Here is a 16,897-nt window from a genome sequence, read left to right as displayed (position 1 = left end):
GCGAAAACGCGACGAAATACCTCGCGTCAATCACGTATTGTTGCCTGTTTCTTGACAAACGTTTCTGGCATCAGTCGCGCCAACAAGAAAACGAAGCGGTAATATCATGACAGATCAAACGTCGGCCCATGTGGCCGCGCAAGCGACGCTTGTCGACGCTATGGATTTGCGCGGCGTCGCGGTCATCGGGATTATGAAGGCCCATGACGGGCCAATGGTTCTTTTGCGGTCATCCCGTGGGCGGATCGCCCGATTGACCAATGGACAGCGCGCCTTTGGCATGACGGTCGCGGCAATCGGCGATACGCAGGTCATCCTGTCGGATCGGAGCGGTACGACCCACACCCTAACCGTACCCGGCGCGTAAGCGCCCCTTGACCCTTGCCGCGCATCGGCGCATGAGGCGCGGCATGACAAAGACTGCTCTTATCACCGGCGCCTCGCGGGGCCTGGGCGCGGCTCTGGCCAAGGCGCTGGCCCCGACCCATCATATCATTGCCGTGGGCAAAACCGTCGGTGCATTGGAAGAGCTGGACGATGCCATTCAGGCCGCAGGCGGACAGGCGACGCTGGCGCCGATGGACATCACCATCGATGAGGCGATGCAGCAGCTTTGCCGCGGTATTTATGACCGCTGGGGGCGTCTGGACCTTTGGCTGCACACGGCGATCCATGCCGCCCCCTTGTCGCCTGCAAATCATATCGCCGCCAAAGACATGGCCAAATCCATCGACGTCAATGTCACGGCCACATCGCGCCTGATGGGTTACGTCACGCCGCTTCTTGGTGATAAAGGCAAAGCGGTCTTTTTCGATGATCCGCGCGGTGGGTCCGCCTTTTTCGGCGGATATGGTGCGACGAAGGCCGCGCAAATCGCGCTCGCCCGGTCGTGGCAGGTGGAAACGGTCAAGACCGGTCCGGTCGTGCGCATCCTTGAACCGGCCCCGATGCCGACCGCGACGCGCGCACGTTTCTATCCGGGCGAAAACCGGGATGTGCTGACCGATCCAGCGGTCGAGGCGGCCCGACTATTGCCCGAAATTCTGGGCTGATCATCGCGCCAGACATTTTCTTCAAGTTGCGTGACAATCGTCACAGTCAGCGACTGATTGTACTTTCAATATGAAGGTGGAATTCCCACATCCGACCCGGACCATAAAGGAGCACCTTGATGAACATTCCTATCACGATCTGCGCGGTTCTGATGGCCCTGATCACCGGTGTTCACGTGGTCGGCGGCGGGCCGGAGTATCACGCGGTCTACCAGGAAACGCTGGCAACGCCGCATCTGACGTCTATGGCGGGCGTGCTGTGGCACGCAATCACGGTCAATTTGGTGGTGATGGCCTTGGCGCTGTTCTGGCTGGCCCGCATACCCTCTTGGCCGCTTGCCATCGCTTTGGCGGCCATGCAGCTTGGCTGGTCCGGCCTGTTCATCTACTACGGCCTGACGCAACTGGGTTCACCCTGGCCCATGCCGCAGTGGATCGCGTTTATCCTGATACCGTTGCTGACTTTCTACGGTTTGCGCCAACATCGCACCGCCTAGGCACGGCTGCTTGCCGTCCCCTGCCCCCTCGCTTAGGTAAATTCTGCGAAGATAGGGGCGAATATGCGCATTCTCATCACCAATGACGACGGGATCAACGCACCGGGGCTGAAGGTGCTGACCGATATCGCGCACGCGGTTGCGGGCCCAAAGGGAGAGGTCTGGACCGTCGCGCCTGCCTTTGAACAATCGGGCGTGGGACATTGCATCAGCTACACCCATCCCACGATGATTTCGCGGTTCGAAGAGAGGCGCTATGCCGCCGAAGGTTCCCCCGCCGATTGCGTGATCGCAGGCATCTATCATGTGTTGCAAGATACGCCCCCTGACCTAATCCTTTCGGGGGTCAATCGTGGGAACAACGCCGCCGAAAATACGCTTTATTCCGGCACGATCGGCGCCTGTATCGAAGGTGCGCTGCAAGGGGTCAGGTCGATCGCGTTGTCGCAATTCTACGGGCCCGACAATGCAAATCTGGACAACCCGTTCGAAGCAGCAGCAGAACATGGCGTGGCCACCGTGCAGGCGCTGATGAACGACGCGCTGTGGGACGATGCGCATTACAAGCTGTTCTACAACGTCAATTTCCCACCCGTTCCTGCCGATGCCGTCAAAGGCATGGCGGCAACGACGCAAGGTTTCCGCCTGAACACCCGCTTTCGGGCCGAGGCGCAGACATCACCCACCGGGCGCAAGTTTCTCTGGGTCAGAGGTGGCCCGCAGCACGAACCCACAGCACCCGGCACGGATGCGGCGGCAAACCTCGACGGCTATATCTCGATCACGCCGATGCGCGCAGACCTGACGGATTATGCCATGGTCGAGACGCTGAAAGGCGCGCTCAGGTGACCTTCGACGCGGCGACCAAGATGCAATTCCTCTACGCCCTTCGCAGCAAGGGGGTGACCGATGCGCGGGTCCTGACCGCCATGGAAAAGGTCGACCGTGCGCTTTTCGTTCGTGGCATCTTTGCCGACCGCGCATATGAGGACATGCCCCTGCCGATCACCTGCGGGCAGACGATCAGCCAGCCTTCGGTCGTGGGCCTGATGACGCAGGCCTTGCAAGTGTCCGACCGGGACAAAGTGTTGGAGGTTGGCACCGGCTCTGGTTACCAGGCGGCGATCCTCAGCAAACTCGCGCGTCGGGTCTATACCGTCGATCGCTATCGCAGCCTTGTCACCGCTGCCCGCGCGATATTCGAGCGGCAGGATATGACGAATATCACCACCTTCACCGCCGACGGCAGCTATGGCTTTTCGGAACAGGCCCCGTTCGACCGGATCCTGCTGACCGCCGCAGCGGAAGACCCGCCCGGGCCGCTGCTCGCACAACTACGTGTAGGGGGCATCATGGTCCTTCCGGTCGGTCAATCCGACACTGTTCAAAGCCTGATCCGCGTCACACGGCACGAAAATGGCTATGATTACGACGAATTGCGTGCTGTGCGCTTTGTCCCCTTGCTTGAAGGGCTCGGACAGGAGTAGAGTGCGACACAAGATATAGTACGACCCCGGCAACAAGGGGCGACTGACTTGAGGAGCGGTATTATGGCGTATGGGCGCAAAATCAGGACACGTTTATGCATGACGGGGGCCGCATTGGCATTGCTGGCCGCCTGTGATGAACCTTTCGATTTCGATCTGCGGGACAATGCGAACGGCTTTGACACAAGCCGGGCGATCCAGAACCTGCCTGGTCGACCCAGCCCCGATGATCGGGGGATCATATCCTACCCGAATTATCAGGTCGTCGTCGCCCGGCAGGATGACACGATCCGCGGGATCGCGATCCGCCTTGGTCTCGATGCGAATGAACTGGCCGAATATAACGGGATTGAACCGGACGTGATCCTGCGGCGCGATGAAATCATCGCTCTGCCCACGCGGGTGGCGGAACCGTCCGCCGCGACAGGTGCGATCCCGGCGGCAGGCACGCAGCCGCTTGATGTCTCTGCCATCGCGGGCGGGGCGATCGACCGGGCAAACGCGAACAATCAGGTCACGACCACCTCGCTTGACCCGGTCACCTCCACACCGACGGCGGCAGCGCCAGCCGCCGCCCCGACCGGGGCAGAGCCGATCCGCCACCAGGTCGCACGGGGTGAGACGGTCTTTGCAATCTCACGCCTTTATAACGTACCGGTCAGCGCTATCGCCGACTGGAACGGGCTGGATTCACAATTCACCGTCCGCGAAGGGCAGTTTTTGTTGATCCCGCGTGGCGGGGCAACGCCTGCAGCCGCCGCACCGGCAGAGGTGACCGCGCCCGGTGCCGGCACCGAAACCCCCGTCCCGCCCAGCGCAGCGACGCCGTTGCCGGAACCGGCATCGGCGGCCCCGATCGCGCCCGCGGCCATTCCCGAGGCGCCGGACCTTGGCAATCAGACCCCGGCCAGCGCTGCGCGGTTCAGTTTCCCGGTGCAGGGCAGTATCATCCGGGCCTATGCGCCTGGCAGCAATGAAGGCATTGACATCGGGGTGCCCGCCGGGACGGATGTGAAGGCGGCGGATGCCGGCACCGTCGCAGCTGTCACGAACAACACCAGCGGCGTCGCCATCATCGTCGTCAAGCACAGCGATGGATTGCTGACCGTCTACACCAATATCGACAACCTTACCGTATCCAAGGGCGATGCCGTAACCCGCGGCCAGACGATCGGCAAGGTGCGTGAGGGCGATCCGAGCTTCCTGCATTTCGAGGTGCGGCGCGGCCTGCAAAGCGTCGATCCGACCGATTATCTGCCGTAACGCTTCGATACGTAAGGTGGACCCGGATCCACCTTATGTAATGGAAATGCCCTGGCGACCGGCCAGATCGGTAAAGTATTGCCATGCGACGCGGCCCGACCGGGACCCGCGCGTCGCCTGCCATTCAATCGCTTCGGCACGCAAAGTCGCGTCATCGATCTCAACGCCATGGGCGTCGCAATATCCGCGTATCATCGCGAGGTACGCATCCTGATCACAAGGGTGAAAGCCCAACCACAGCCCGAACCGATCGGACAGGGAAACCTTCTCCTCCACCGCCTCGGACGGTGAAATGGCCGTGGATCGCTCATTCTCGATCATGTCGCGCGGCATGAGATGACGCCGGTTCGACGTGGCGTAAAGCACGACATTATCGGGCCGTCCGGCAATTCCGCCATCCAGAACGGCTTTGAGCGACTTGTAATGCGCGTCATCATGGCCGAACGACAGATCGTCACAGAACAGGATGAACCGCTCTGCAGCACCACGCAAAAGATCAAGGCACCGGCCAATGCTGGGCAGATCCTCCCGCTGCACTTCCACAATCTTCAGCCTCGGATGATCGGATTGCAGCGCACCATGGATCGCCTTCACAAGGCTTGATTTTCCCATCCCCCGCGCGCCCCAGAGAAGGGCGTTATTGGCAGGTAGCCCCCTTGCAAACTGGACCGTATTCGCCAAAAGCGTATCACGCGCGCGGTCTACACCGACCAGCAAACCCACATCGACGCGGTTGATCTGCTGCACCGGCGTCAAACGGTCGGGGTCGGGATGCCAGACAAAAGCCGAAGCCGCGCCAAAGTCAGGAGCGACTGAAGGCGGCGGGCTGATCCGTTCCAGCGCATCGGCAATTCGCGCCAAATGGTCTTCGTTCACGCGGTGCCGCCTTCTTCGGTCTCATCGTCGCCATCGATGTCGAACAGGCTCTCGTCCTCACCGATCACGCCATCCTTGCGCGCCTGCCGATCCTTCTTGCGCTCGACCGCGGCGACCAGATGGATCGAGATTTCGTAAAGCCCATACACGACGACGAACAGGATCAGTTGTGTCGTCACATCAGGCGGCGTGACCAGCGCGGCGACGACCAAAATACCCACGACCGCGTATTTCCGCGTGCCCCGTAACCCGCGCGAGCTGGCCAGCCCCGCGGTCCCCATCAGCGTCAACAGCACCGGCAGCTGAAAGCACACGCCAAACGCGACGATCATTTTCAGCGTGATATCCAGCGTTTCGTTGACCTTGCCGTTGAACACGATGTCCACACCGCTGCTTGGCAAAGGTGCCGCGTCATCGGCGCCAGGCAACAACTCTGCGCCCGGCGGCGGCGGCACAGCCTCCGCCATAATTGCCGTCACGAACGACGGCAGGTCCGCAAAACCAAGGAAAAACGCCATCGCCAACGGCACAACGATGTAATGCGCAAAGGCGGCACCCAGGACGAACAAAACCGGTGAGGCGATGATGAACGGCAAAAACGCCTGTTTTTCATTGCGATACAGTCCCGGCGCCACGAACCGCCAAAGTTGATATGCGATGATCGGGAAGGCCAGGGTCAATCCGCCCACAACGGAAATGCGAATCAACGTGAAAAAGTATTCCTGCGGTGCGGTGTACTGCATCACCGGGTTCGGGTTGCCAAGGTTCCGCATCGTCCGCTCGATCGGGGTCAGCAGAAAATCCAACAGCGCCCCACCCACCGAAAAGCACAGGATCATCATCACCAGAAAGGCGGAAACGCTGTATATCAATCGCGTCCGCAGCTCGGCCAGATGTTCGATCAGGGGGGCGGCGCTGTCGTCGATGTCGTCGGCGGCGCTCATGTGTCGGCCTCGGGCTTGGACACCATGGCCTCTTCCTCACGCGCTTTGCGTTCGACAGCGGCCTTCGCCATGGCCTCGCTCATCTTCTCTTTGGCGGCCTGCCGCTCCTCGGACAGGGCCTGCGTCGCAGGGCCCTTGGTCATACCGGTCGCTTCCTTGATCTTGTCCACGCCGAACTGTTTGGGGTTGGCTGCCGCGTTGATCGTTTTCGAGATATCCTTGACCCCCGCTTCGTCGGCGGCGGCGTCCATTGCGCGCGAAAACTCCCGTGCCATCGCACGCGCCTTGCCAGTGAACTGCCCCATCGTGCGGAACAGACCGGGCAAATCCTTCGGTCCGATCACGATCAGCGCAACGATGCCGATCACGACCATCTCACTCATGCCAAGACCAAACATCAGGCGCGGTCCTTCTGCGGCACTCAGACTTTGTCTTTTTCTTCTTCGGGGGTCACGTCGCGGGCATTGGCAAGACTGTCGTCGATCTCTTGCTTGCCATCATCGACACCTTTCTTGAACGCAGTGATGCCTTTGCCGACCTCGCCCATCAGGCTGGAAATCTTGCCGCGTCCGAACAGGACCAAAACGACAACGGCGATCAGTAGCAGGCCGGGAAGGCCGATATTGTTGAGCATGTCACATTCCTCCAGCGCCGTGGCGCAAACACTTCGTCAATCTTCCTAAGAAATATGGCGATCCATGACACAAAGATAGGCATAACGGGCGGCTGACCCTGCGCAACTGCATCATTTGTGATGCACTTGGTGACCTTTTGTGACAGAAAAATGTCAGTTGTGAGCAGCAAGAGGTCAATCACCCCCATGTCACGCGCCCAACGGCTTATGAAAATCACACACATCTTGCGGGGTGGTGGCCTGCACAAAGCAGTGGACCTGGCGGCGCAGACAAATGTGTCGCCACGCACCATCTACCGCGACATGGAGACATTGATTGCATCCGGCCTGCCGGTCCTGGGCGAACGTGGGACGGGGTATCGTGTGGAAGAGACCGTCACCCTTCCGCCGATGCACCTGACGACGATCGAACTCGAGGCATTGCAGCTTGGTCTTTCTGCCGTGGCGCAAGGTGCCGACAGTGAACTGTCCAGCATCGCAAGCGCCCTTGCAACCAAGCTCGATGCGATTATGCCCGACGACCCCGCAACGCTGGCGGTCCCCCCGTTTGCATCAGCGGCACAGGCGTTGCGATTTCTGCCCACGATCCGACAAGCGATCCGCGCCCGGCAAAAGCTCGACATCAGGTCCGGCGATGGGCGCCTGATCGCGCGGCCGCTCAAGCTGATGTTCTGGGGGCGCCTTTGGACCTGTATCGTCTGGAACGAAACCGACGGATGCTTTGCCGATCTGCGTTTGGACGATATGGCGGAAATACAGGTTCTCCCCGGTCTGTTCGTCGATGAAGGCGGAAAAACATTACACGATTTCAGAAAATTAGAAGGCGCAGCTAAAGCCAATTCTCAATAGCGATCTGCGGCCTGAAATAGGCGACGACCCGTGGCACATGCCCCGCGTGACCTTTCCAAGGGGCGACACCGTGCAGCAGATGTCGGTGCAACAGCACCACCTGCCCGGGTCGGGCCATCACGGGTACGCGCGCGCAGGTGGCAAACACCTCGCGCCGCGCTGCCTGATAGACGTCGGTCATGTCGACATTCGCCCAACCGTCGGGGCCGACTCCCTCGAACAACGCGGCAAATGCCCGGCCCATGATCCGATGACTCTCCGGCCACACGACCAAGGGGCTGGCTGCGACATCATTCAACGGAATACCCGCGATGAACCCATGCGGCTCCAACAGAAATCGCCGCCGATCTGGGCCAACGGGCAGCAATCCATCAACATGGGCCGCGTCACGCCTGATCCGGTAGGTATGGGCGGCATCGCTTTCATCCGCATCCTGCTGTGGATATCCGGGAAACACTGTGGAGACCTGCGCGCGATGCCACACCTTTGGCGGTTCGATATGGTCCAGCCAAGTGCCCGTCAAGGCGACCCCACCAATGCTGCCGTCCGGCGCATTGGGCAGCGCATCGACCCCGACGGACCACGTCCCACCATGTCGGCGCGCATCATCTCGGGCCGCAACCTCGGTCGCCAAAGGCAAAGCCGCCGCAGCCCATGCCGACACGGCGCTCTCAACCGGAAACACCGCATAGCCGTCTTGGTCAAGCGCGCTACTGGCGTTCAAAACGCCTGCCACAACATGACCAACCCGACCAGCACCAAAAACATCCCGAAAAACTTGCGCAGTGGTTGCGGGTCCATCCGGTGCGCTGTCGCCGCTCCTATCGGGGCGGTGATCAGGGTCATCAGAACGATCAAACCGAATGCGGCAAGATTGATGGCCCCAAAGGTCAACGGCGGTGCGACCGCGATATCGACCAACAAAAACCCGATCACTGACGGCACCGCGATGAAAAAACCGAAACCGGCTGCCGTGCCTACAGCCCGATGGATCGGCGTGTTGTAAAGGGTCATAACCGGCACGCCCAACGACCCACCGCCAACGCCCATCAACACCGACAAAAACCCTGTCAACGCAGACAGGCCCGCGCGCGGTATACCCGTGGGCATCCGGCGCCCCAAACGCCAGCGCGCCTGGCCCAGAAACATGTATAGGCCAACAAATACGACCAAAAGTCCAAAGATCACCTGCAACAGGCCCGACGGCAGGAGAGCCACTATGAAAACACCCGCCAAAGCGCCGATCACGATACCCGGGCCCCAACTTGTCAGCACAGACCAATCGACCGCGCCCTTGCGATCATGAGCCAGAACCGACCGGATCGATGTCACGATGATCGTGGCCAGCGACGTGGCCAGACAAATCTGCATCAGCTGCGGGCTATCGAAACCAAGCGCGCTGAAAACGAAAAAGAACGCCGGAACCAGAATGATCCCGCCACCGACCCCGAACAATCCGGCCAAAAAACCCGCCGCGGCCCCGGTTACCAGCAACATGACTGCCATCGCAGCCAACACCAATACATCATCCATAGCTGTTCAATCTTTGGGTCGTTTCAACGTGGCTCTGGTGTAGGCCGATTATTCAGCGACCGCCAGCGATGACACATGGGTCAAGGCGTTCAACACAACGTCGATGCCCGCATCTTCGCGATGGGCGTTTTCCGACAAAGCCCATCGCCATTTCCGCGCCCCCGGTTTACCGTGGAAGAGGCCAAGCATGTGCCGGGTGATCTGATGCAGCCGCCCGCCCGCCGAAAGATGACTTTCGGTATAGGGCAGCATGCGATGCACCACGTCCTCCGCCGTGATTGTCGCCGGATTGCCGAAAATGCGCGCATCCGCCTCAAGCAGCACATCGCTGGGCGTATGATACGCCGCCCTCCCGATCATCACACCATCCAGCCCCTGCGCAAGGAATGCCTCGGCCTGATCCAGCGTCGCGATGCCGCCATTGATCGACAGATGTAAATGTGGAAACCGATCCTTCATCTGCAACACCAGATCATAATCCAGCGGTGGAATGTCCCTGTTTTCCTTGGGCGACAGCCCCTGCAACCAGGCCTTTCGGGCATGAACCGCAAAGCGGCTGACGCCCGCACCACTCACCTTCTCCAGAAAGTCCGGCAAAACTTGCGCTGGGTCCTGTTCATCGACCCCGATCCGGCATTTGACCGTCACCGGGATATCGACCGCGGCAATCATCGCGCTGCAGCATTCCGCCACCAGCGCCGGCTCTTCCATCAGTACGGCGCCAAAGCGCCCGGATTGGACGCGATCCGACGGACATCCGCAATTCAGATTGACTTCGGCATAACCATACGCCGCGGCGATCCGCGCCGCCTCTGCCAGCTGTGCCGGATCGGAACCACCGAGTTGCAGCGCGACAGGTTGCTCGGCCGGATCGAAGCCAAGCAAACGATCCCGATCGCCATGCAGCACGGCCGGGGCCGTCACCATTTCGGTATAAAGCAATGCATGGCGCGACATCAGCCGATGCAGATACCGGCAATGCCGATCCGTCCAGTCCATCATGGGTGCGACAGAAAGGCGCGCGTGGCCGCGCAGATCGGTTTCCGAAAAGCTACTCATGCCGTTCCTGAATTCTCCACTTTGGTTCGCCTGCTTCGCGGATCGCTTCATGTGTCTGATTTCAATCGATTTAGCAACGGTCGCCTGTCTGGAACACACTTCGTGACGGTCCGCTGTGACGGCGCGACACCTTTGTCTCTCAAAGAAAATGCGCCGCACTATTTCATTGACACTTAGCCAAACCCGGACATAATTGTGGCATAATTTAGTCAATTTTGTAGCTGTCTAGGTGGTAATATGCGCAAACAAAATATCATTGTATCCAAATTCATGATTGTCGCGACTGTAATGGCTTTCACGCCTATAGCGACGTCGGCAGACGAAATGGCCCTCACACTTAACGGTAACGGAATTACGATATTGGGTGATTACGTTGGCTACGAAAACAATGCCTACATCATCTCGACCAGTGCTGGCCGGGTCCACATACCGTCCAAATACGTGACCTGCGAAGGCGATGATTGCGTCGTCACATTGTCGGCCAACATCGCCGCAGTGGAATAAGAGCGGGCCCGGGCCGTTGCGCTAAAGCGTGACCGCCTGCCCCGTCCGTGCGCTTTCCTGTGCAGCCAACCCGATTTCGATGGCTTTGGCGCCGTCCGACAACGTCACTTCGACCTCACCCCCGCCACGCAAGACCGCGTTGAACCGTTGGTGCTGATAAAAGGTCGACCCATTGTGATCGCCCGCTTCCAACAGCTTGGGATCGACCGGAATTTCAGAGACATACGGCCCCTTCGGCGCACGCGGCGAGATGATCAGCTGCGGCACCGGTGGTGTGCCCAACAACTTGGGCCAGAACCGCCCCGGCCCTGGCACCAGCGCTTCGATCTTGCCCTTGGGACCAACGGCGCTCACTTCTTCCTGCCATTTCGACCCTTCCGCGAACATGCATAATTCCAGCATCGCGCGTGCACCCTTCGCAAAATCAAGGATGACATAGCCGTTGTCCCAGATATCCGGCACCTGCCCATCGTAACGCTCGTCAATATGGTTCAAGGATTGGCCTGCGCTGGCCATCACGCGCACCGGTTCGTCGTCCAGGATCAGACGCATGAGGTCGAAGAAATGGCAGCATTTTTCGACCAATGTCCCGCCTGATTTGGCGTTGAACCGGTTCCAGTCGCCGATCTTTGGAAGGAACGGAAAGCGATGCTCGCGGATCGTCAGCATCTTGATCCCGCCCGTCGCCTGTTCCGCCTGCGCGATCAGGGCGGAAATTGGGGGCATATAGCGATATTCCATCGCGACCCAGACCGGATGCGGGTAATCGGCAAACAGATCAGAGATCAGCGGTGCATCTTCCGGTTTGGTGTACAATGGCTTTTCGCACAGGATCGGAAGTGGCCGGGTCGCAACGATCTGCTGCAACTGCGGCACGTGCAGATAATTGGGGCTGACGATGACAACCGCATCCAGCGCCTCGAACGCCAGCAGGTCCTCCAACGACGACGCCACATGGGCGTCACCCGCCAACGTCGCAGCTGACTCGGCCAATTCCGTCACCGGGTCATAGACCACCGACACTCGCCCATGCGGCAGCAGATTGATATTCAGGATGTGTTCGCGGCCCATCATGCCGCAGCCGATCAGGCCGTAATTCACCGTTTCCACGATTGTTAACCTTTACCCATGCGTGAGACGTAACGCGCCCGATCCGGATCGAACCAGGTGCGTGAAAATTCCGCCGGTTGCCCGGCCCCATCGCGGCTGACCCGCTCGATATAGCCGGTGCCCTGTCCGGCCTTCAGATGATAATCATCCGGTGTCCACTCCGGCATGTCTGCGACACCTATCCGATCCTCGACGGCTGCGATCACCAACCCCAGATCGTGGCGATAAAAGTGATAAAGTGACTCTGACAAGTCATCAGCCCCGATGACGTCACGTTGCCCACCATCCAGCCATATCTCTTCAAGCGCGATAACCGTGTCATCCAGCGACCGGACCCGCCTGATGCGGTGCCCGTGGGTGTCTCGCCCGAAATCGGGTGCATCGGCGGGCTTTATCATCCGGTCGACAGACAATACTTCGGCGGTCGGCAATCCTCCGCCTTTCAGCAGTTCCAACCGGAAAAACGCATAGACCGAGTCCACCACAGGCTTGTGCCGCACATAGTTACCAGACCCTTGCACGCGCTCCAGCAGCCCCTTCGCCTCAACATCCGCCAGCGCCTTGCGCAGCGTGCCCACGGCAAGCCCCAGATCATCCGCCATCTCGCGTTCAGGCGGCAACCGCGCACCATCTGCCAGATGCCCCGCGGCAATCTCGCGCATCAGCATCTCACTGACCTGAATGTATTTCGGCAAGGCAGAGGCTTTCGCCACAGCGGCCCCTCCCTTGGCAACCACGCAAATTGATATACTATTGTTGCACTGAAATTCGCATGTTACGCAAGAGCGAACACGCCAAGGGGAGGATAAGAATCAATGACCATCGTTCCGGTCACCAGCGCCGATCTTGACGGCGCCGAAGTCAGCTGGTTTTCCGCCCTCTGCTCGGACGATTACCAATTCCTGGGCGTCCCCGACGGCGATCTGCGCTCATCCTGGGAGCACTGCCGCGACATCGCGCTGACCGCCGAAGAACAGGGCTTCCGCAACATCCTCGCCCCGTCTTCCTATCAGGTCGGCCAAGACACGCTGTCCTTCGTCGCAGGCATGGCGCCGCTGACGACCAAGATGAACTTTCTCGCCGCCATCCGCTGCGGTGAGATGCAGCCGATCATGCTCGCCCGCACGGTCGCGACACTGGACCACATGCTTAAGGGTCGGCTGACGCTGAACGTGATCAGCAGCGATTTCCCCGGCGAAGTGGCCGAAAGCGCCTATCGCTATAAACGCTCCCATGAGGTCGTCGAAATCCTGCGTCAGGCGTGGACGCGGGACGAAATCAACCACGACGGCGAGATCTACCAGTTCAAGAACGTCCCCACCGACCCCGCAAAACCTTATCAACAAAACGGCGGGCCACTCCTATACTTCGGCGGCTACTCGCCAGCCGCCCTCGAACTCTGCGGCGCGCAGTGCGACGTCTACCTGATGTGGCCCGAAACGACCGACATGCTCGAACAGCGCATGAAGGACGTGAACGAACGGGCCGCGGCCCATAACCGCACGCTCGACTATGGCCTGCGCGTCCACATGATCGTGCGCGACACCGAACAAGAAGCCAAGGAATACGCCGACTACATCGCCAGCAAGCTGGATGACGAATACGGCAAACTGATCCGCGACCGGGCGCATGACAGCATCAGCCTCGGCGTCGCCCATCAGGCACGCGCCCGCGAGCTGGCCGACAAATACGGCTACACCGAACCCGGCCTTTGGACAGGTGTCGGGCGCGCTCGCTCTGGCTGCGGCGCGGCCCTTGTCGGCTCGACCGACCAGATCATGACGAAAATCGAAGGCTATCAAAAGATGGGTATCCGTGCTTTCATCTTCTCTGGCTACCCGCATATCGACGAGGCCAAGCATTTCGGCAGCCGCGTCATGCCGAACTTGAAAACCTGCTCACTGCCGCATGAATACGGCCGTGTGCCATCCGAAACACCAGCGACCCCATTGGGCACAGGACCGCGCACGTGAACCGCATCCAGATTACCGACGACCTTTCCTTCAGCCGCATCATCTATGGGATGTGGCGGCTGGGCGATGACAGCGACACCTCGCCCGCCCATGTGCAGGCCAAGATCGAGGCATGTCTGGAACAGGGCATCACCACGATGGACCAGGCAGATATCTATGGCGGTTACGCGGCCGAGGAAGTGCTGGGCAATGCCTTCAAGACCGCCCCTGCCCTCAAGGACCAGATCGAGATCGTTACCAAATGCGATATCGTCGCCCCCATGGGTCGCTACAGCGACGCCCGCGTGAAATACTACGACACCAGCCGCGACCACATCATCGCGTCTGTCGACCACTCGCTTCGTCTGATGAACATCGACAAGATCGACACACTCCTCATTCACCGCCCCGACCCGATGATGGACCATCAAGAGACCGGCGCAGCGCTCGACGAAATCGTGGCCAGCGGCAAGGTGCGCAGTGTCGGTGTGTCCAACTTCAAACTCCACGACTGGACGCTGCTGCAATCAGCGATGAAAACATCGCTCATCACCAACCAGATCGAATTGTCGCTATCAGCCCATAAAGGCTTTACCAATGGTGATGTCGCTTACCTGCAAGAGCGGAACATCCCGATCATGGCTTGGTCGCCCCTGGGTGGCGGCGCGCTGGTTTCCGGCGAAGGCAATGCGGAACTGCGCACAGCCATGACCAAAGTGGCGCAGACCAACGACACTGATATCGGGGCCGTCGCCGTGGCCTGGCTGCTCGCGCATCCAGCCAACATCATGCCGGTTATGGGAACGAATAATCTCAACCGTATCAAATCGCTATCGGACGCTTTGAATGTAAAAATGGACCGGCAGACCTGGTTCGAACTTTACACAGCCGCCCTAGGGCAAGAGGTTCCATAATGGATGCAGGCACCATCGCGACTTTCGACCCCGGCACCGACGCAGACAGTTTTCGTAATGCGCTTGGCACATTCGTCACCGGCGTCACGGTCGTCACCACCGACAGCCCCGAAGGTCCCGTCGCTATCGTCGCCAACAGCTTCGCCAGCGTCTCGCTCGACCCGCCGCTGGTGCTTTGGTCGCCCGCCAAGTCATCGAAAAGGTTCGAACATTTCGCGGGCTCACGGCGTTTCGCCATCCACGTGCTCGGCGCCCACCAGCAGGATGTCTGCGCCGCCGTCGTGCGTTCAAAGACCGCCATTAACGATGTCGATACACACTTATCGCATTGCGGCATGCCCCTGATCGATGGCGCGCTTGCGACGTTCGAATGCAACCTCGAGGCCACGCACGATGCCGGTGACCATGTCATCGTCGTCGGACTTGTCACCAAGGCACATCATAAAGGTGGCGCACCTTTGGTATTTCATGCCGGAAAATACGGCAGTTTCAGCGAAGTCTGACCGCACGACCCCAAAAAACTTACCGCAATCGCCCGTTTTGACGTATTGTAGGGGTGAGCGATTTACGCTCGCCCCAATTTGAATATCTGCGGCCAACATTTTTCAGGCCGTAAAATCTGGTTATTTTGAAGTGGATTTTTTATGCGGACGACAGACGAATTTTGCGGCCATACCAACGCCGAACCATGGCTCTCACTTACTTTTGACGTCAAATCCGGCAAAGATACTGCCTTTGGCGATGTCATGTGGTGCCCGGACTGCGATTGCGGCTTTGTCCGGAACATGCCGACGCCCGACCAGATCGCTGCGCACTACGATCTGGCGGCCTACTATACCCAAGGATCCGAAACGCATATGCCCGATATTCCGGTCACGCTCGCCGACAGGATCCTGACCAAGCTCGCCTGGATGGCGGACGAAGAGCCGTCACACCTGGCCGACGCGATTGCCGCAAAATCGGTGCATGCAGGCAAATTCATCGACATCGGTTGCGGCAATGGCGACCTGCTGACGGCGATGCGGCAACGGGGTTTTCAGGTTGTCGGCGTCGATCCGGACGCGGCTGCGCGCGACTATGCCGGGCAATCGGGGCTGGAAACCTATGCGGGCACCGCCGAAGACCTGCCGCGCGAACTGGGCAATACCGCCTTCGACACGATCGCGATGACCCACGTGCTGGAACATTGCATATCGCCGACACGCGCGCTGGAAAACGTGCGACATCACCTGACCGATGACGGGCTTTTCTATTGCGAAGTACCGAATTGCGGTGCGATCTATTTTCAACGCAACGCGCAGATTTCGGAAATGCTCGATCTGCCCCGGCACCTGCATTTCTTCACAAAAACCTCGCTCCAAAAATTGTGCAAAGCCGCCGGCCTGCAGATCATCGACTGGCGCTATCACGGCTACACACGGCAATTCATCGCCGCGTGGCGTGGATGGGAAAACAGCATTCATGACCGGATCGTCGCACGCGGCGAAACGCCCAGAAACAAGCGGCGCACCTTCGCGAATTCGCTCAGGCTGATCATGGACACCGCCTGGCAGACACCCGACCAGAAATTCGACTGTATCGGATTTTTCGCGACCCGCGCCTAGCGACGGTCCTCTGCAAGCATCGCGTCGCGCAACAGGTCACCGTCATAAGGCTTGGCCAACAAAGGGACATGCGCGAACCGGCTGGCCATGGCGGGCAGCCGACCATAGCCGCTGGCAAAGACAAACGGGATTCCTCGCGCGATCATTGCATCGGCGACCGGAAACACCGTTTCGCCACCCAGATTGACATCGAGTATGCCGAAATCGAATGCTTGCATCCGCAATACCTCCAGCGCCTCGGTCAAGCGAACGGCACGACGTGTCTGGCGAATACCCAGTCGCTCCAAAAGATGCTCGGCATCCAAAGCCACAAGCACATCGTCTTCGACGATAAGAACGTTCTGCGGGAGCATCGAACAAGCCTGATCCGCTATAAATGCCTGATTACGCTGCAAGGCAGTCATCAGAAAACGCAGACCATGTTTGGAGGATTCATCATTAAATAGGACCAGCACTCATATCGACGAAAGCACGTCTAGTATTGCTCGGTTAATGAAAAGTAAAGTTCCGCTAACCCACGATTAACGGAACGATCGTTTCACGGCATGCGCCACCATATCCCTTCCGGCGACTGGCTAAAATGGGCAATATTCCGTGCCACGCCGGTCCGCCCTTATGT

The 16,897-nt window shown here is 59.5% G+C and carries 22 protein-coding genes; 12 read left to right on the top strand and 10 right to left on the bottom strand.

Annotation, left to right across the window (positions count from 1 at the left end; genetic code table 11):
* The first annotated feature begins 106 nt into the window (after positions 1-106).
* The 6 genes from V8J85_RS01605 to V8J85_RS01580 all read left to right on the top strand — a co-directional run bounded on the left by V8J85_RS01605 (position 107) and on the right by V8J85_RS01580 (position 4,299).
* Positions 107-367, top strand: a complete 261-nt coding sequence (locus V8J85_RS01605; protein WP_339951555.1) for a hypothetical protein — start codon at positions 107-109, stop codon at positions 365-367.
* Positions 368-410: 43 nt separating this feature from the next.
* Positions 411-1,052: an SDR family NAD(P)-dependent oxidoreductase gene (locus V8J85_RS01600; protein WP_339951553.1), complete on the top strand. Its 642-nt coding sequence runs from the start codon at positions 411-413 to the stop codon at positions 1,050-1,052.
* A gap of 119 nt (positions 1,053-1,171) precedes the next feature.
* Positions 1,172-1,549 carry a hypothetical protein gene (locus V8J85_RS01595; protein WP_339951551.1) on the top strand — a complete coding sequence of 126 codons (378 nt, stop codon included), beginning with the start codon at positions 1,172-1,174 and terminating at the stop codon, positions 1,547-1,549.
* 63 nt (positions 1,550-1,612) lie between these two features.
* Positions 1,613-2,398, top strand: coding sequence for a 5'/3'-nucleotidase SurE (gene surE, locus V8J85_RS01590; RefSeq protein WP_339951549.1), 786 nt, complete (start codon positions 1,613-1,615; stop codon positions 2,396-2,398).
* Positions 2,395-3,036 carry a protein-L-isoaspartate(D-aspartate) O-methyltransferase gene (locus V8J85_RS01585; protein ID WP_339951547.1) on the top strand — a complete coding sequence of 214 codons (642 nt, stop codon included), beginning with the start codon at positions 2,395-2,397 and terminating at the stop codon, positions 3,034-3,036. Before surE ends, V8J85_RS01585 begins: the two co-directional genes overlap by 4 nt.
* A 99-nt stretch (positions 3,037-3,135) precedes the next feature.
* Positions 3,136-4,299 (top strand): LysM peptidoglycan-binding domain-containing M23 family metallopeptidase, encoded by a 1,164-nt coding sequence (locus V8J85_RS01580; protein ID WP_339951546.1) that lies wholly within the window; start codon positions 3,136-3,138, stop codon positions 4,297-4,299.
* Between the two features lie 33 nt (positions 4,300-4,332).
* Here V8J85_RS01580 and V8J85_RS01575 read toward each other — a convergent pair whose 3' ends face one another.
* Genes V8J85_RS01575 through V8J85_RS01560 form a run of 4 tightly spaced genes read right to left on the bottom strand, consistent with a single transcriptional unit; the run spans position 4,333 to position 6,753 of the window.
* Positions 4,333-5,175 carry an ATP-binding protein gene (locus V8J85_RS01575; RefSeq protein WP_339951545.1) on the bottom strand — a complete coding sequence of 281 codons (843 nt, stop codon included), beginning with the start codon at positions 5,173-5,175 and terminating at the stop codon, positions 4,333-4,335.
* On the bottom strand, positions 5,172-6,119 hold the full coding sequence (gene tatC, locus V8J85_RS01570; protein WP_339951544.1) for a twin-arginine translocase subunit TatC: 948 nt from the start codon (positions 6,117-6,119) through the stop codon (positions 5,172-5,174). The genes V8J85_RS01575 and tatC overlap by 4 nt, the downstream gene beginning before the upstream one ends.
* On the bottom strand, positions 6,116-6,517 hold the full coding sequence (gene tatB / locus V8J85_RS01565; RefSeq protein WP_339951543.1) for a Sec-independent protein translocase protein TatB: 402 nt from the start codon (positions 6,515-6,517) through the stop codon (positions 6,116-6,118). Before tatB ends, tatC begins: the two co-directional genes overlap by 4 nt.
* 23 nt (positions 6,518-6,540) lie before the next feature.
* A complete protein-coding gene (locus tag V8J85_RS01560) occupies positions 6,541-6,753 on the bottom strand; it encodes a twin-arginine translocase TatA/TatE family subunit (protein WP_339951541.1) in 213 nt (70 codons plus the stop codon).
* Positions 6,754-6,960: 207 nt separating this feature from the next.
* Here V8J85_RS01560 and V8J85_RS01555 point away from each other — a divergent pair, with 207 nt between their 5' ends.
* On the top strand, positions 6,961-7,602 hold the full coding sequence (locus tag V8J85_RS01555) for a helix-turn-helix transcriptional regulator (protein ID WP_339951539.1): 642 nt from the start codon (positions 6,961-6,963) through the stop codon (positions 7,600-7,602).
* Here V8J85_RS01555 and V8J85_RS01550 read toward each other — a convergent pair.
* From V8J85_RS01550 to dusA, 3 genes are read right to left on the bottom strand one after another with little or no spacing between them, the layout of a single operon-like run.
* On the bottom strand, positions 7,583-8,326 hold the full coding sequence (locus tag V8J85_RS01550; protein WP_339951537.1) for a hypothetical protein: 744 nt from the start codon (positions 8,324-8,326) through the stop codon (positions 7,583-7,585). The genes V8J85_RS01555 and V8J85_RS01550 overlap by 20 nt on opposite strands.
* Positions 8,323-9,135: a sulfite exporter TauE/SafE family protein gene (locus V8J85_RS01545; protein WP_339951535.1), complete on the bottom strand. Its 813-nt coding sequence runs from the start codon at positions 9,133-9,135 to the stop codon at positions 8,323-8,325. The genes V8J85_RS01550 and V8J85_RS01545 overlap by 4 nt, the downstream gene beginning before the upstream one ends.
* Before the next feature lie 48 nt (positions 9,136-9,183).
* Complete coding sequence (dusA, locus tag V8J85_RS01540; protein ID WP_339951533.1) at positions 9,184-10,194, bottom strand: tRNA dihydrouridine(20/20a) synthase DusA; 1,011 nt, start codon at positions 10,192-10,194, stop codon at positions 9,184-9,186.
* 324 nt (positions 10,195-10,518) lie between these two features.
* On the opposite strand from dusA, the gene V8J85_RS01535 reads away from it, so the two are divergent.
* Complete coding sequence (locus tag V8J85_RS01535; protein ID WP_339951532.1) at positions 10,519-10,698, top strand: hypothetical protein; 180 nt, start codon at positions 10,519-10,521, stop codon at positions 10,696-10,698.
* 21 nt (positions 10,699-10,719) lie between these two features.
* Here V8J85_RS01535 and V8J85_RS01530 read toward each other — a convergent pair whose 3' ends face one another.
* Both V8J85_RS01530 and V8J85_RS01525 read right to left on the bottom strand, forming a co-directional pair.
* Positions 10,720-11,808: a Gfo/Idh/MocA family protein gene (locus V8J85_RS01530; protein ID WP_339951530.1), complete on the bottom strand. Its 1,089-nt coding sequence runs from the start codon at positions 11,806-11,808 to the stop codon at positions 10,720-10,722.
* A gap of 5 nt (positions 11,809-11,813) precedes the next feature.
* On the bottom strand, positions 11,814-12,521 hold the full coding sequence (locus V8J85_RS01525) for a GntR family transcriptional regulator (protein ID WP_339951528.1): 708 nt from the start codon (positions 12,519-12,521) through the stop codon (positions 11,814-11,816).
* A 102-nt stretch (positions 12,522-12,623) separates the two neighbouring features.
* Between V8J85_RS01525 and V8J85_RS01520 the strand changes: the two genes are divergently transcribed.
* From V8J85_RS01520 to V8J85_RS01505, 4 genes are all read left to right on the top strand, one after another.
* Positions 12,624-13,781 carry an LLM class flavin-dependent oxidoreductase gene (locus V8J85_RS01520; protein ID WP_339951526.1) on the top strand — a complete coding sequence of 386 codons (1,158 nt, stop codon included), beginning with the start codon at positions 12,624-12,626 and terminating at the stop codon, positions 13,779-13,781.
* Positions 13,778-14,674 (top strand): aldo/keto reductase, encoded by an 897-nt coding sequence (locus tag V8J85_RS01515; protein ID WP_339951524.1) that lies wholly within the window; start codon positions 13,778-13,780, stop codon positions 14,672-14,674. Before V8J85_RS01520 ends, V8J85_RS01515 begins: the two co-directional genes overlap by 4 nt.
* A complete protein-coding gene (locus tag V8J85_RS01510) occupies positions 14,674-15,177 on the top strand; it encodes a flavin reductase family protein (protein WP_339951522.1) in 504 nt (167 codons plus the stop codon). Before V8J85_RS01515 ends, V8J85_RS01510 begins: the two co-directional genes overlap by 1 nt.
* Positions 15,178-15,318: 141 nt before the next feature.
* Entirely contained in the window at positions 15,319-16,278 is a 960-nt protein-coding gene (locus V8J85_RS01505) for a class I SAM-dependent methyltransferase (RefSeq protein WP_339951520.1), read from the top strand.
* On the opposite strand, the gene V8J85_RS01500 is transcribed toward V8J85_RS01505, so the two are convergent.
* Complete coding sequence (locus V8J85_RS01500) at positions 16,275-16,631, bottom strand: response regulator (protein ID WP_339951518.1); 357 nt, start codon at positions 16,629-16,631, stop codon at positions 16,275-16,277. The two genes, V8J85_RS01505 and V8J85_RS01500, sit on opposite strands and share 4 nt — an antisense overlap.
* Between the last annotated feature and the right edge of the window lie 266 nt (positions 16,632-16,897).

This window comes from Yoonia sp. 2307UL14-13, assembly GCF_037572755.1.
Lineage (GTDB): Bacteria > Pseudomonadota > Alphaproteobacteria > Rhodobacterales > Rhodobacteraceae > Yoonia.
The sequence above is the reverse complement of the archived record's forward strand: the minus strand, read 5'-3'. Positions and strand labels throughout refer to the sequence as shown.

What these genes read in the sequence shown, in the direction of transcription:
- V8J85_RS01580 (WP_339951546.1), top strand. Translation starts at nt 3,136, where the DNA reads ATGACGGGGGCCGCATTGGCATTGCTGGCCGCCTGTGATGAACCTTTC.
- V8J85_RS01500 (WP_339951518.1), bottom strand. Translation starts at nt 16,631, where the DNA reads ATGCTCCCGCAGAACGTTCTTATCGTCGAAGACGATGTGCTTGTGGCT.
- V8J85_RS01510 (WP_339951522.1), top strand. Translation starts at nt 14,674, where the DNA reads ATGGATGCAGGCACCATCGCGACTTTCGACCCCGGCACCGACGCAGAC.
- tatB (WP_339951543.1), bottom strand. Translation starts at nt 6,517, where the DNA reads ATGTTTGGTCTTGGCATGAGTGAGATGGTCGTGATCGGCATCGTTGCG.
- V8J85_RS01505 (WP_339951520.1), top strand. Translation starts at nt 15,319, where the DNA reads ATGCGGACGACAGACGAATTTTGCGGCCATACCAACGCCGAACCATGG.
- V8J85_RS01555 (WP_339951539.1), top strand. Translation starts at nt 6,961, where the DNA reads ATGAAAATCACACACATCTTGCGGGGTGGTGGCCTGCACAAAGCAGTG.
- surE (WP_339951549.1), top strand. Translation starts at nt 1,613, where the DNA reads ATGCGCATTCTCATCACCAATGACGACGGGATCAACGCACCGGGGCTG.
- V8J85_RS01520 (WP_339951526.1), top strand. Translation starts at nt 12,624, where the DNA reads ATGACCATCGTTCCGGTCACCAGCGCCGATCTTGACGGCGCCGAAGTC.
- V8J85_RS01595 (WP_339951551.1), top strand. Translation starts at nt 1,172, where the DNA reads ATGAACATTCCTATCACGATCTGCGCGGTTCTGATGGCCCTGATCACC.
- V8J85_RS01600 (WP_339951553.1), top strand. Translation starts at nt 411, where the DNA reads ATGACAAAGACTGCTCTTATCACCGGCGCCTCGCGGGGCCTGGGCGCG.
- V8J85_RS01545 (WP_339951535.1), bottom strand. Translation starts at nt 9,135, where the DNA reads ATGGATGATGTATTGGTGTTGGCTGCGATGGCAGTCATGTTGCTGGTA.
- V8J85_RS01535 (WP_339951532.1), top strand. Translation starts at nt 10,519, where the DNA reads ATGGCCCTCACACTTAACGGTAACGGAATTACGATATTGGGTGATTAC.
- V8J85_RS01560 (WP_339951541.1), bottom strand. Translation starts at nt 6,753, where the DNA reads ATGCTCAACAATATCGGCCTTCCCGGCCTGCTACTGATCGCCGTTGTC.
- tatC (WP_339951544.1), bottom strand. Translation starts at nt 6,119, where the DNA reads ATGAGCGCCGCCGACGACATCGACGACAGCGCCGCCCCCCTGATCGAA.
- V8J85_RS01605 (WP_339951555.1), top strand. Translation starts at nt 107, where the DNA reads ATGACAGATCAAACGTCGGCCCATGTGGCCGCGCAAGCGACGCTTGTC.
- dusA (WP_339951533.1), bottom strand. Translation starts at nt 10,194, where the DNA reads ATGAGTAGCTTTTCGGAAACCGATCTGCGCGGCCACGCGCGCCTTTCT.